This is a genomic window from Acetobacter garciniae, from assembly GCF_017377735.1.
Taxonomy (GTDB): domain Bacteria; phylum Pseudomonadota; class Alphaproteobacteria; order Acetobacterales; family Acetobacteraceae; genus Acetobacter; species Acetobacter garciniae.
On sequence record NZ_JAFVMH010000002.1, the window covers coordinates 563665 to 576156 of the forward strand.

At 62.8% G+C, this 12492-nt stretch carries 11 protein-coding genes; 4 read left to right on the plus strand and 7 right to left on the minus strand.

Features of this window, described 5'->3' with window-relative positions:
* Positions 1–60: 60 nt before the first annotated feature.
* Both J2D77_RS06400 and J2D77_RS06405 read right to left on the minus strand, forming a co-directional pair.
* A complete protein-coding gene (locus J2D77_RS06400; RefSeq protein ID WP_207845430.1) occupies positions 61–468 on the minus strand; it encodes a flagellar biosynthesis regulator FlaF in 408 nt (135 codons plus the stop codon).
* Between the two features lie 194 nt (positions 469–662).
* A complete protein-coding gene (locus J2D77_RS06405) occupies positions 663–1523 on the minus strand; it encodes an aminotransferase class IV (protein ID WP_207845431.1) in 861 nt (286 codons plus the stop codon).
* Positions 1524–1711: 188 nt separating this feature from the next.
* Between J2D77_RS06405 and J2D77_RS06410 the strand changes: the two genes are divergently transcribed.
* From J2D77_RS06410 to ggt, 3 genes are all read left to right on the plus strand, one after another.
* A complete protein-coding gene (locus tag J2D77_RS06410) occupies positions 1712–2296 on the plus strand; it encodes a dimethylamine monooxygenase subunit DmmA family protein (protein ID WP_207845432.1) in 585 nt (194 codons plus the stop codon).
* Entirely contained in the window at positions 2293–4359 is a 2067-nt protein-coding gene (locus J2D77_RS06415) for a heme-dependent oxidative N-demethylase subunit alpha family protein (protein WP_207845433.1), read from the plus strand. Before J2D77_RS06410 ends, J2D77_RS06415 begins: the two co-directional genes overlap by 4 nt.
* A 154-nt stretch (positions 4360–4513) precedes the next feature.
* Positions 4514–6214 carry a gamma-glutamyltransferase gene (gene ggt, locus J2D77_RS06420; RefSeq protein WP_207845434.1) on the plus strand — a complete coding sequence of 567 codons (1701 nt, stop codon included), beginning with the start codon at positions 4514–4516 and terminating at the stop codon, positions 6212–6214.
* 160 nt (positions 6215–6374) lie between these two features.
* Here the strand turns inward: ggt and J2D77_RS06425 are convergent, their stop codons facing one another.
* From J2D77_RS06425 to J2D77_RS06445, 5 genes are all read right to left on the minus strand, one after another.
* Entirely contained in the window at positions 6375–7307 is a 933-nt protein-coding gene (locus tag J2D77_RS06425; protein WP_207845691.1) for a LysR substrate-binding domain-containing protein, read from the minus strand.
* Between the two features lie 256 nt (positions 7308–7563).
* Positions 7564–8847, minus strand: coding sequence for a flavin-containing monooxygenase (locus tag J2D77_RS06430; RefSeq protein ID WP_207845435.1), 1284 nt, complete (start codon positions 8845–8847; stop codon positions 7564–7566).
* Positions 8848–9007: 160 nt separating this feature from the next.
* Positions 9008–10468: an LTA synthase family protein gene (locus J2D77_RS06435; RefSeq protein WP_207845436.1), complete on the minus strand. Its 1461-nt coding sequence runs from the start codon at positions 10466–10468 to the stop codon at positions 9008–9010.
* Positions 10469–10555: 87 nt separating this feature from the next.
* Positions 10556–11341, minus strand: coding sequence for a class I SAM-dependent methyltransferase (locus J2D77_RS06440; RefSeq protein ID WP_230975554.1), 786 nt, complete (start codon positions 11339–11341; stop codon positions 10556–10558).
* A 136-nt stretch (positions 11342–11477) separates the two neighbouring features.
* On the minus strand, positions 11478–12125 hold the full coding sequence (locus tag J2D77_RS06445) for a COG4648 family protein (protein ID WP_207845437.1): 648 nt from the start codon (positions 12123–12125) through the stop codon (positions 11478–11480).
* A gap of 78 nt (positions 12126–12203) precedes the next feature.
* Between J2D77_RS06445 and J2D77_RS06450 the strand changes: the two genes are divergently transcribed.
* On the plus strand, positions 12204–12491 hold the full coding sequence (locus J2D77_RS06450) for a phosphopantetheine-binding protein (protein ID WP_207845438.1): 288 nt from the start codon (positions 12204–12206) through the stop codon (positions 12489–12491).
* Position 12492 lies beyond the last annotated feature (1 nt).

The window sequence follows — 12492 nt, forward strand, 5'->3', positions numbered from 1 at the left end:
GATGTCCGCATTACCACTTTCTTTCTTCATGCCTGCGCTGGAAATACCCGTGCCTTTTGCTCAGAACATCGCGTAGGGGTCGGAATCAGGCGTTGTCAGGGGATCGGCCGGGTTGGTTTCCAGCCCTTCCAGCACATTTGTCGCGATTTCGATCAGCGGGGCCAGCGACAGTTCCGGCTTCAGGATAGCCATGATCCCGTATTGATGGGCCTGGGCCGCCAGGCGGATAAACAGCTCCCTGTCTTCTGCGGGCGTTACCCCGACATCGAGCGAATTCACCTTGATGATGCCGGACCACAGGCGCTGATGCTTGGCGAGAATATGCTGGCGAAAGGTCGTATCGGAACTGGCTGCCGCAGCCTGGAGGTCTTCAATCAGAAGTCTGAAGCACAGGGCGTCGGTCTCCCTGTCAGAGAGCGAGGATTCCGCGACGTTTTGATAGGCTTTCATTGCTGGGTGAATCATCATGCCACCGTGTCTTGTCCATATACTCGATATTGGCCATGCGCCTGAGGGTGAGAATTATCCTACAACGCGGCTCATGGCCATACCACCGGGGCCATACTACTAGGGGCCGGACCGCAGTCCGGCCCGGGGGACAGGCCCGCTTTCCTCCCCCGGCCGAAGCCAGGCCCCGGGGCGGGCCCAGCCGGGGGCTTATGTCACGCGCAGGGGGGCAGGGCGTGGATGTAATCGATGTAGAGCTTTTGCAGGGTGCGGGTCACGGGCCCGGGCTTGCCGTCGGCAATGGTTTTTTCGTTGACCTGGATAATCGGCACGATAAGGCTGGTCGCACTTGTCACAAAAGCTTCGCGCGCGGTGAGCAGTTCTTCCACCGAAAAAGCCTGTTCGTGCACCTGTATGCCGTGATCCCGGGCCAGGGCTACGATCCTGCCGCGCGTGCAGCCGGGCAGCAGCTTGTGCGACAGCGGGCGGGTCCGCACGGCCCCGCTTTCCGTCACGATGAAAATATTGGACGACGCCCCTTCCGTAATGCCGGTTTCGTCGTAGAAAACGGCGTCCTTCAACCCCTGGCGGACGGCGTTTTTCTTGGCCATGACCTGGGGCATCAGCATGGTGGTCTTGATATCGCGCCGCAGCCAGCGGATATCGGGCACCAGATCGACGGCCATGCCGCTTTCAAGTGCGGGGGCCCCCAGCAGGTCCTTTTTGCGCGCCATGATAAAGAGCGTGGGACGGGTATCGGCCGTGCCGGTAAAGTCGCGCTCACCCGCGCCGGGGGTGATCTGCAGATAGATGAACCCGTCGGTAAGGCCGCCACGCCTGACCAGTTCGGTCAGGATCTGGGGCAGGGTGTCCCGTTCGGGTGGGGTGGGCAGCCCGCATTCGGCCAAGGAACGGTCCAGCCGCTTGAGATGGCTTTCGGTATCGACAATGCGCTGCCCCACCACGGCCCAGACTTCGTAAATGCCTTCCCCGAACAGGAAGCCACGGTCAAAAACGGATAATGTCGCTTCGGCCGGGGACAGGAACCGGCCGTTTAGAAATACGTCCTCTGACATGCAAAGCCCTTATTCGGATATCCGTTGCCGATCCAGCACGTGCGGCCACAGTAACATGCCGGTCCAGGCCCGGCAAGGTCGTGATCCGGGGGCCGGCGTTGCATTTATTGACAACCTCCCCCACGCGTGGGAGCGTCAGGATCGTTTCTTGCGGGAAACGAGACGCACACCAGGGAGAAGAAAAACCCATGTCGCCCCGTGGCGCAGCTACGCGGGAGCCCATGCAAAAACCCCGGCGGTTCATTGCTTCGGCCCGTACCAACCTGCCTGTCTGGTCCGACCTTTCGTGGGACGCGGCACCTGCCTCGGTGGATGCGGCAGGCAGGGGTTTTGTGCTGGTGGGGGTAGGGGCGGGCACCGCCCCCGTGATCGAGGCCTGGCGGCAGGGCGTGGGGGCGTGGCCCTGCATCGCCTGGGTGGAGACGGGAGATCTGGCCGATGCCGCGGTCAGCACGCGGTTCGGCGCGGCACTCGAGAGCATGGTAGTGGGGTGGCGGCTGATGCTTGCGGGGCCGCCGGCCGAAATCATGGTGCTTGCAGCCCAGGCCCGGCGCACGGGCCTGCTGGACGAGGAAATACGTCTTCACGTGCTGGAAGATGGCCGGGTGCGGGTGCAATGCGCGCATTGCAAGACGCTTTTTCGCGCAACAGCCGAGCCGGGCGATATCGTAACCTGTCCGGGATGTGGGCAAAACATTCTGGTGCATCAGCATTTTTCGCGCCATCTGGGCGCATTCGTGGGTTTCAGCGCGGATGTGGAGGGCGAACCTTGACCCGGGGCAGGCAGACAGCCGAGTTGCGTATCACCCATGCCGAGGAGGTCGCACCCGGCGTGCGTTCCCTCATCCTGCGCCCGGTTGCGGGCGGTGCGTTGCCGTCTTTTGCGCCGGGCAGTCATATCGCGCTGTCCTGTGGCGGGCAGGTCAATGCCTATTCCCTGACCAATGACGGCCACGACCCCGATCACTACGCCATTTCGGTCCGCCGGCAGGATGACGGGCGGGGTGGTTCGGTATGGCTGCATAACGCCCCGGTGGGTACGGTGGTGGATGGTGCCGCCCCCCGCTGCGATTTCGGGCCGGTGCGTACGGCGCGCAGGCATCTGCTGATCTCGGCCGGGATCGGGCTGACACCCTTCCTGTCCTACCTGCGGCTGGTGCCGCGCTGGGGGCATGCCATGCAGATGCTCCATGTCGCTCCATATGGGGCGGTCATCCCCCATCTTGCCGAACTTCAAGACCTGGCGGGCCCGGGCAATTTCCAACTGGCCCGGGGGCGGCAGGCTTTCGCGGCGGCGCTGGAACGGGCCTTGCACAGCCAGCCCATGGGCACGCATCTTTACATCTGCGGGCCCGCCGGTTTCATGGACGATGTCCTTGCCAAGGCGCAGGCGGCCGGGTGGCCACAGGCGCGCTGCCATATCGAACGCTTTGGCGCGGCCCAGAGCGTGAGCGGCCAGGCCTTTACCGCCGTCCTTGCCCGTTCCGGCCGGGTGGTGGAGGTTGCTGCGGAGACAAGCCTGCTGGACGCGCTGGAAGAAGCGGGCGTGTCCTGGCCTGCCCTGTGCCGCAATGGCGTGTGCGGAGAATGCCGGATGGACGGCGTATCGGGCGAAATCACGCATCATGACTTCGTGCTGGACGATGCGGAACGGGCATCGGGCACCTGCCTCATGCCCTGCGTGTCGCGCGCACGGGGCGGCTTGAGCTTGATCTGTAGGGAGAGTGCCATGCAGCCGGGACCAGCGTATCGGGAAGCATCAGCGCAGGGAACAATGCGATGCCAAGCCGCATTGCCCGGACAGGTGCCACCGGCACCAGCACCAGATGCAGGCAGGCTACCGGCAGCAGAACGCCAGGTGCCGGGCTTACAGCCGGGGCTGCACGCAAGCCGGTTCCCCTGGCCGTTCTCCGCCGATCACTACGCCTATAGCGCCAATGTCGAACCCGCCCCCGGCTGCGTGCGGACGGCGGCCGGGGCGTGGGGTGCGACGATCCTTGACGTGGACGGGGAATACGAGCGCGAACTGGCGGAACGCAGCGCCATTCTGCAGCGCGATCTTTCACGCTATGCCAGCCTGGAGCATATGCGCGAAGCCGGGTGGGACGCGCTGCTATGGGGCCTGCGCGAACTGGCGGCCAGCAACCCGACCATGCGGCTGGAACGGCGGGGTGAAGCATATGAATGGACCAATCCGCGCCTGAAGACCACGCAGGTCTTTCGCTACGGCGATGACAGCACCCTGCCCATGCCGCCCCTTATGTACCTGGCCTCGCAGGTGCAGGAGGACGTGGTTCTGCTGGACCAGCGCGAAGGCCAGCTCTGGGTGGATGCGGGCTGCGTGACCTTTGCCTCCAACTGGTCGATGGCGTTCGACGCGGGCATGTCGTTCATGGAAATCCACGGCCCCATCCCGCATGACTACGCCGATGGCGCGATCCCCCGTGCGCAGCAGTTTCTTATGCGGCTGCAACCCGGCCAGGTCTTTCGCCGGTTGAACTGGACCTCCACCGCCGGGTACCGGTTGGACACAGCGCTGGACAGCTACGACCAATGGGGGGCCACCCGCACTGCCATGGCGCGTGATCCGGCGTTGGCGGCGTTTCACATGCGGGTGGAGGTCCAGCACCTGATCCGCCTGCCCAGAAGTGGCGCCATCATGTTCCTGATCCGCACCTATCTGCTGCCGCTGGCCGATATTCTGGGCGTGCCGCAATGGCGGGCGCAATTTGCAGCGGTCCTGCAAACCCTGCCGCCCGACCTGGCGCAATACAAGGGGCTTGGCACCATCCGCCAGCCGTTATTGCGGGTGCTGGCAGGGGCTGAGCGCGCCTGATCGAATCTGCCCAGGGCCTGCGGATATCGATGCAGGCAGGGCGGGAAATTGCGCATATCCTGCGGGCAGGTCATGGAACTGGGTCGTGGGGCGTGACACGATAGCGGCGCGATACCGGCCCACTACCGGCCCATAACACGCAAGGATTTTTTGCATGCCGCCTGCCCCGTTACCCTTCGTGTGTGAAAAAAGCCCCGTAAGCGGGCGCAGGGGTGTTGTCGTCACCAACCATCCGCTCGGCACGGCGGCGGGGGCGGAAATGCTGGCCGCAGGCGGCAACGCGTTCGATGCCGCCGCCGCCGCCCTTCTGGCACTGAGCGTTGTCGAACCCATGATGGTGGGCGTGGCCGGTGGCGGGCTTGTCCATGTGCGACTGGCCACGGGCGCGCACCATATTATCGATGCGCTGTCCTGCGCCAGTGCCAGCATGACGCCTGATCTTTACGAACCCCTGTCCGACGAGCCGGAGCACTGCATGCAGGCCAAGGGGCGGCGCAATCTGGTCGGCCCCACATCGGTCGCGGTACCCGGCAACCTGCTGGGGTGGCATGGCATGCAAAGCCGTTTCGGCCGCCTGCCCTTTGCCGATACGGTCGCACCTGCCATCAGGCTCGCCAAAGCGGGTTTTTGCATTACACCTTACCTGTCCGGTGCCATTGCCGAACAGGCGGCCGATCTGTCGGCCGACCCCATGATGCGTTCCGTCTTCCTGCCCGAAGGTGCGCCACTTGCGGCGGGGGCGCGCCTGCGCCAGCCCGTCTATGCGCAAGCGCTGGAACTGATCGCCGCCGAAGGGGCGCATGCCCTGCATGGCGGGGCGCTGGGCGCATCCCTTGCCCGCTGCATTGCAGACGCGCCGGACCCGGGATGGGTGACGCAGGCCGACCTGCTGGCCTATCGCACATGCGATCGTGCGCCCATTATCGGTAGCTACCGGGGGTTTGACATCATAGGCCCGCCGCCACCGGCCTCCTCCGGCGTGCATATTACCCAGATGCTGAACATGGCGGAAAATTTCGATATGGCGGCCTTGGGTTTCGGCAGCCCCGAAAGCCTGGGCCTGCTGGCCGAAATCATTGGCATCGCGTTCACGGACAGGGACCGTTACAGCGGAGACCCCGCTTTTGTAAACGTGCCTGTCGCGCGCCTGACCTCCAAGGCCTATGCGCGGGACTGCCTGGCCCGGGCCGCCGCCCATGCCCGCCACGCCCGGTCGTCTCCCGCATGGGAAAGCCAGGATACGACCCATGTCACTATCGCGGATGACGAAGGCAATATCGTCAGCGCCACGCATACCATCAACGGTCTGTTCGGCGCGCGTTTCATGGACCCCGAAACCGGCATTATCCCCAATAACTACATGAGCAATTTCGACCCCCATCCCGGCCGTGCCCTGTCCATTGCGCCGGGCAAGCGCGTGCCGACATCCATGGCGCCCATGATCGTCTGCCACAAGGGTGCCCCACGCTACGCCCTGGGCATGCCCGGCGGCCTGCGCATTTTTCCTTCGGTCTTTCAGGCCATTGTCAACCTGCTCGACCACGGGATGAGCCTGCAGGCCGCCGTGGAAGCGCCGCGCCTGTGGACACAGGGGCAGGAGGTCGAACTGGAACCGGCTTACGCTCCGGCATCCGCTGCGTTGAAGGGTATGGGGTATGACGTGCGGGTAAAACCCCATATCGGGGGCGGGATGAACGCCATTGCCTTTCATGCCGATGGCATGATGGAAGGGGCGGCATGCTGGCGGGCCGATGGTACCGCCATGGCGCTGGGTGGCGGGCCGGCGCGGCCGGGTATTCGCTTCTGGCCCGACAGGGCACCGGACAAGCCCGAGTATAGGGAAGGGAGCAGTTAAATTTCTTTATTATTTCTATAATTATCTTATTTATATGCCGGAACCGCAAAGGGTGGGGACAATACGGACCGTCACTGCGTGGGAGCGTATGAGTACTTTCCCGTTATATGCCGGCGGAACATGCTCGGGCGTATCCAATAAGATGGCAGAAGGGATTTTTTCAAGGTTCGGGCAGGGTTCCTGGCAGGGGTTTTCCCGCAAGCTGCTGGATGCATAATTCCATAAAGGCCGAAACGCCCAGCGGTTGCCTTTGCCCCGGCAGCGTGAAGAACCCATATACCAGCGGGTCGCAGTGTTCCTCCAGGCTCAGATAGACCAGGGGCCGCCCGTCCAGCGCGTGGCGGTTGCGGGGGCGGGCATTGCCCAGGCCGAACCCTTCCCCCCGGGCCGCAAGGCTACGTATGACATCCATGCTTGGATACCGGCCCACGATTTTGGGTGTCACATGGGCTGCGGCAAAAAGTTGCAGGAAATACTCCCGCGAAAAGGGCAGGTCGAGCAGCAGGAAGGGGTCTTCCGCCAGGTCGGCCAGGCTTACCCGACCGTCGGCCGCGCGTGGGTGATCTTGCGACACGAACGCGTACGGGGCCAGGGCGGAAAGGGGCCGGAAATCGAGAATGGACGGCACGTTCATGTCATAGCCGAGCATGACGGAGATTTCGCCCATTCGCAGCTTGTCCACCAGTTCTTCATGATGGCCGGCTACCACATGCAGGCGCGCCTGGGGGTAGGCTGCGGAAAAGCTCTGGATCAGGTCCGGGGCAAGCAGGGGGAAAAGGGTTGTCATGCAGCCGACCGTGATTTCGCCGCTGACGCGCCCGAGCATGCTGTGCAGGGAACTGTCAAAATCCTGCGCATGGGTCAGCAGCGCGCGGGCTTCTTGCAGGATGATCCGGCCTTCGGGCGTGAGCGAGAGCCCTTGGGCGTGGTGGCGGATAAAGAGCGAAACCCCGAAGACATCCTCCAGATGGGCGATGGCGGCGGAAATGGCGGGTTGGGAGATCGGAATCTGCCTGGAAGCCTGGACAATGGAGCCGGTTTCAGCCGTGGCCACGAAATACTCGATCTGACGAAGGGAAAACCGCACCCCGATATATCCTTTTGCACGGCGAAAATGCTCTGCACCTGACCCTTTTCACGCGCGATCGGGGCAGGTCGGGGGATGATACAGGCTTTCATCGCCCCCCGTCCAATGGCCCGCCCGGCCAAAAGAGCATGTCAAAAGAATCCATCGATCAAAATCGATAAAAGTTTTTGGTGAAGCTTTTTTCAAAAAGCTTCAGCAGCCGTCACGTTTTGAAAAAAGGCGATACCCGAGAACTTTTATGTATTGAAAGCATCTTTCCTGCTCACGCTTGTGAAGCAGTCCCTTGATGTTCCCCGGGGCTGGCAGGTTCATAGGCCAGATAGCCCCGCTGCTTGGAGATATGGTCCGCCACGTATTTGGCGTCGTGCCAGACACCCCAGATAAAGGAGGAGCCCCTGCGGGTCTGCCAGGGCAGGCCAAGAAAATACACGCCCGGTTCCGACGATACGCCGCGCTGGTGGCGGGGGCGGCCGTTTTCGTTCAGGGCATCGACTTCAAGCCAACTGTAGTCCACGCCAAACCCCGTGGCCCAGATAATGGTGGTAATGCCCGATTTTTTCAGATCCATCTGCAGGATGGGATGGCGCATGCATTCGGGGTCGGGGAGAAAATCACGGGCCGATGGTTCCTCGGGCAGGGTAATGCCGTTGCGTGCGACATAGGCATCGGCCTCATCCAGGAGCGAGAGATAATTCGCATCCCCCCGGGCTATGTTTTCGGCCAGGTCGGGCGCGAAAGTCATGATACCGTCGTGACAGGTTTCCGCCCGGCCCAGAAGGGTCATGCCTTCTGCCGCCAGCCGCCTGAAGTCCACGGTGTGGCCCCCACCCGCGCCGCTGACCGCGATCGTGGTGTGTTCCACGCCCGGCGTTGCCTCGGCATCCCATTTGTTGAGCACGCCCAGCCACCAGACAAAGTCGCGGCCACGATAGCTGCGCGGCGGCCGGTCATGGGGCCCCACGGCAAGATAGACCTTGCGGCCGCTGCGCATAAGCTCCTCAGCGATCTGCGCGCCCGATGATCCCGCGCCAATGACCAGGACATTCCCATCGGGCAATTGGGCGGGGTTCTTGTAATCGGCCGAATGGATCTGCATGATCCCTGAATCGGCGGGGACCACGGGGGGTATGACGGGGATCTGGAACGGGCCCGTGGCAGCCACCACATAGTCGGCTTCGATCGGGCCGCCTGATGTTTGGACCGTAAAGCCCGGGCGGCCTTCGTTGCGGCGCACCTGCGTGACGGTTACGCCGCAGCGAATGGGGGCGTGGATCTTGTCCGCATAGGCGTGCAGGTAATCGGCCACTTTCTCCTTGGGCACGAAATCATCCGGCCCGTTTTCGGGAAAATCGAGGCCGGGAAAGCGGTCATGCCAGGCCGGGCCATTGGCCACCAGGGAATCCCATCGGCAACTGCGCCACCGTTCGGCAGGTCGGCCGCGTTCGAGCACAATATGCTCGATACGGCAGGCGTGCAGGTGTTCGCTCATGGCAATACCAGCCTGACCGGCCCCCACCACAAGAACTTCGGTTTTCTCGATGGGCATGAAGAGATCCTTGTCAAGAACATGGGCGCGACGCCATCGGCCATAAGGCGTCCGCGCTGCGATACCGGCACGATAGCAGCGTCGTTCCTGCACCCAAACACCGTCTTTCCTGTGCTCAAGTTCTGTTTTTCTGAGGCAGTGGCCAGGCCCGCTGGTTTTTTCAGCGAGCGGCCCGGGCTTTGGCACGCAGGCTCGAACGCTCAGATGCACAAGGGCTTGTTATGATGTCATGGATCTGGCGTGCGGAGATGTTTTTCTGTGCCTGTTCCATCGGTACGGGGGGGAAATCCAGAACGGCATAGGGCGTGCTGCGGCCCGCACCCGCTGATGTCATGCCCGGAATGGAGGGGCGATGGTCCCCGAAAAAGACAAGCCGCGCCGTTCGCCCGCTGCGTTCAAGACCCGTGACAAGCTGGTCGATCATGGCATCGGTATGGGCCAGATGATGCAGATAGTGATGGACCGGATGCGTATCATCATGCCAGGGCCCATGGTTTTCGATGCTGACGGCGTAAAGGAACAGCGGTTTGCGAGACGCGTGAAGCGTATCCAGAATGCGGTGTGCAAGGTCGCTGTCAGGAACATAGGGTGCGGTGGCGGTCGGTGTGTAAGCGAAGGCGTCCCGGCCTTGCAGGTGTTCGAAACCGATTTCGCGCATCATGGTATTGCGGTTATAAAAACTCAAATCATATGGGTGAATATAGACAGTTTCAAAACCGGCCTGCCGGAACAGATATGGCAGTGCGGCCTTGCTTTCCGTATCGGCGGTCAGAAACGGGTCGAACTGCCTGAAACCCAGCTCCTGCGCGTTGCGTCCGAAAAGCACGCCATATTCAGTGCGGTTGGTATAGGCGCCAAAGCCGCTGACCTCCAACATCCCGTATTGCGATGCCATGGCCCGCGCCCGCGCCAGACCCGGCAGCGGCGGGACAGGAATGTCGGGCGGCAGGCCCAAAGTGGCGGGGTCCGCAAAGGATTCACACTGCACGACAACGACCAGTTCAGGCAACTGCGCGGGCAGGGCCGGTGCAGGGGGGCGTGGTGCCACAGGCTGCTGGCGCCAGCGCCGCCAGTACACGAACAGGCAGCCGGTCAGCCCCAGGCGCGATATGTCGCGGGCCAGATCCGGCCCGGGTGCTAGACGCCCGGCGGGCAGTGCGGCCAGGGCCACAAGGGCGGGAAGCATGATGCCCACCCCCCATCCATGACGGGCAAGGGGGGCACGCCACACAGCCAGGCCCAGTGCCGTCAGCACCAGTACCGTGGCCAGGACAACCACGACACGAACGGGGCCGGGAACAGCGAAAATATAAAATCTGGGATGATTGAGAAAATTCTTGAGAACAAAAAGATCGCTGAACACAAGCGGTTCGTCCAGCACGGATAGTTTGATGTTCGATCCGCATACCACGGAGGCGACAAGTGCCATGGATAAAAGCCACGCACAGACCGTGGAGCCGCAGAGTGCAAGAAAAAACCCGAACACAAGCGTGCTCAGAACCGCGCCCAGCATCAGGGCCGGATAAACCGTCCTGCTCCCGCGCGGGCAGGCTGCCCCTTCGATAAGGAAATTGCCGCCGATCGTGGCGGCAAGCATCAGAAGCGGATGACAGGAACTCATGACAGTGCGGGAGCGGCCGAAATTACGGGCATGTTCCGTCTCAGGTCAGATCATGGCGCACGCCGCGCAGGCCTGTGCGCGGGCAGGTCAACGGGCTTGGCCATGGGGTGGGGCACCGGGTGCCGTTCCCGCATAAGCGTGGAAAACGCCCAGCGATGTGTAATGCTGCACGTTCTCGAACCCCGCCTGGCGGAGGGTACGCACGATGTCCTCGGGCGGGACGCATTCGGCAATCGTATCCCAGTAATATTCCATGAGCTGGCGACTGTCGCGCGATGCCGCCACGCCCGAGAGCAGGGGCACCACCCGGCCCAGGTAGAAGCGCAGAAGAGCCTGCACGAAGGGGCGGCGTGCGCGCCCGATTTCAAGAATAAGCACGCGGCCGCCAGGCTTGAGCACACGGCAATACGCCATGAAGGTCGCGCGCAGGTCGCTGACATGCCGCAGCGCATAGCCCATGCTGAGAAAATCGAAATGCCCGTCGGGAAAAGGCAGGCGCTGGGCATCGGCCTGGACCAGGGCAATGGGCAGGTGCTGGCGGCATTTGGCCAGCATGCCCGGGCTCATATCCAGCCCGATGACGGCATTCATCCCCGCGATACGGCTTGCTTCGCGCGCGACCAGCCCCGTGCCGGTCGCCACATCCAGCAGCCGGTCCCCCGCCTTCAGGCCCACGCGCTTGAGCATCCACCTGCGATACCAGCGCCCGCTGCCGAGCGAAAAAATCGCGTTGATCCGGTCGTAATGGGAAGCCGTCCTGTCAAACAGGCCGCGCACGAAGCCCTGCCTGCTCGCGGCATCATGGTAATAGGAGGACAGGACGGGATGGGGTGGCGTGGTGCGCTCCTGGGTCATCGTATTATCATCTGTCATCGTGGGTAGGGGCTCCGCAGCGGGCATGAAGGTGGCTTTTTCGGCTGAACCTCAAGGATAAGCAAGCCCTTGCACGCATCGCGTGCCCCATGGTGCGGGGGCGACACCGGTGCGGCAGAAAGGCCGGGCACCCTTATCAAGGTGCGCGGTGCCGGTCGGGGCACGCCTGGGGGGATGAGGGGTGGTTGCGGAACGCCTTTATGGCGGCCAGGGGCGAGGCATGGTGGAAATCCCGGATGACGATCCGCCGTAACCCGTATTCCAGGCCCGCCAGCACGCAGGTCAGCACAAGTACTGCGCCACTTGCGGGCCACCGCCATGAACCCGCCGGCCCGACAAGCCAGAGTATTGGCGGTGCAAGCAGCGCCAAAGCGAGAAAGCCGGTCCAGAACCATGTCAGGGCCAGTGTATAGCGGGCCACGTCGGGGCGGAGCGTGCCATGAACCTGTCGCGCAAGGGCGCTTGCCAGCGGTTCATGCCCCTTTTGCAGCGAACGGGCAAACAGCACGAAAGGGATCATGACTGCGCATTCATACGCAATGACGTGGTCCACGGTCATGGCTGTGGCGGGCCAGTGCCAGGCGGGGTAGAACAGGGCCGCCATCACGGCCAGGCAGGGCAGGGGGCGCCGCGCGAGGAGGGCGATGCCCACACCCTGGCAGGCCAGGACGCAAAGGGCGGCAGCGCGGGCATCGACCCCGAAAAACGCGGCCCCAGAGGGCAGGAAAAAGCTGGTCGCGAGCAGGAATGTCGCCATGGGTCCGGGATTGAAGGATCTGTCCATGACCGGCTTTTCGATTTCCTTTTCTTCAATCTATCCGTGTGATAGGACGGCCATCACTTCCTGTCTGGCATGAGAATCATGAATACGCATTTGAGCGATCCATCGCAAACGCCATTTGAACGTGAAATTGCCGAACGGCTGGTGGATGTCCTGCAACTTGAGATTGCACCGGAAGAGATCGATCCCCTCGCTCCCTTATTTGTGGAAGGGCTGGGCCTGGATTCAATCGATGCGCTTGAAGTCGCGTTGATGATCAGCCGGGCCTACGGGGTGACGCTGAGTTCCGATGACCCGAACAGCCGCGACATTTTCGCGTCCCTGCGCGCATTGGCCACCCATGTCACGGTCATGCGTCCGGCGGGGTAAG

Excerpts from the sequence above, each read along its gene's own strand:
- J2D77_RS06400 (WP_207845430.1), bottom strand. The coding sequence starts at position 468 with ATGATGATTCACCCAGCAATGAAAGCCTATCAAAACGTCGCGGAATCC.
- J2D77_RS06450 (WP_207845438.1), top strand. The coding sequence starts at position 12,204 with ATGAATACGCATTTGAGCGATCCATCGCAAACGCCATTTGAACGTGAA.
- J2D77_RS06435 (WP_207845436.1), bottom strand. The coding sequence starts at position 10,468 with ATGAGTTCCTGTCATCCGCTTCTGATGCTTGCCGCCACGATCGGCGGC.
- J2D77_RS06405 (WP_207845431.1), bottom strand. The coding sequence starts at position 1,523 with ATGTCAGAGGACGTATTTCTAAACGGCCGGTTCCTGTCCCCGGCCGAA.
- J2D77_RS06430 (WP_207845435.1), bottom strand. The coding sequence starts at position 8,847 with ATGCCCATCGAGAAAACCGAAGTTCTTGTGGTGGGGGCCGGTCAGGCT.
- J2D77_RS06440 (WP_230975554.1), bottom strand. The coding sequence starts at position 11,341 with ATGACAGATGATAATACGATGACCCAGGAGCGCACCACGCCACCCCAT.
- J2D77_RS06445 (WP_207845437.1), bottom strand. The coding sequence starts at position 12,125 with ATGGACAGATCCTTCAATCCCGGACCCATGGCGACATTCCTGCTCGCG.
- ggt (WP_207845434.1), top strand. The coding sequence starts at position 4,514 with ATGCCGCCTGCCCCGTTACCCTTCGTGTGTGAAAAAAGCCCCGTAAGC.
- J2D77_RS06410 (WP_207845432.1), top strand. The coding sequence starts at position 1,712 with ATGTCGCCCCGTGGCGCAGCTACGCGGGAGCCCATGCAAAAACCCCGG.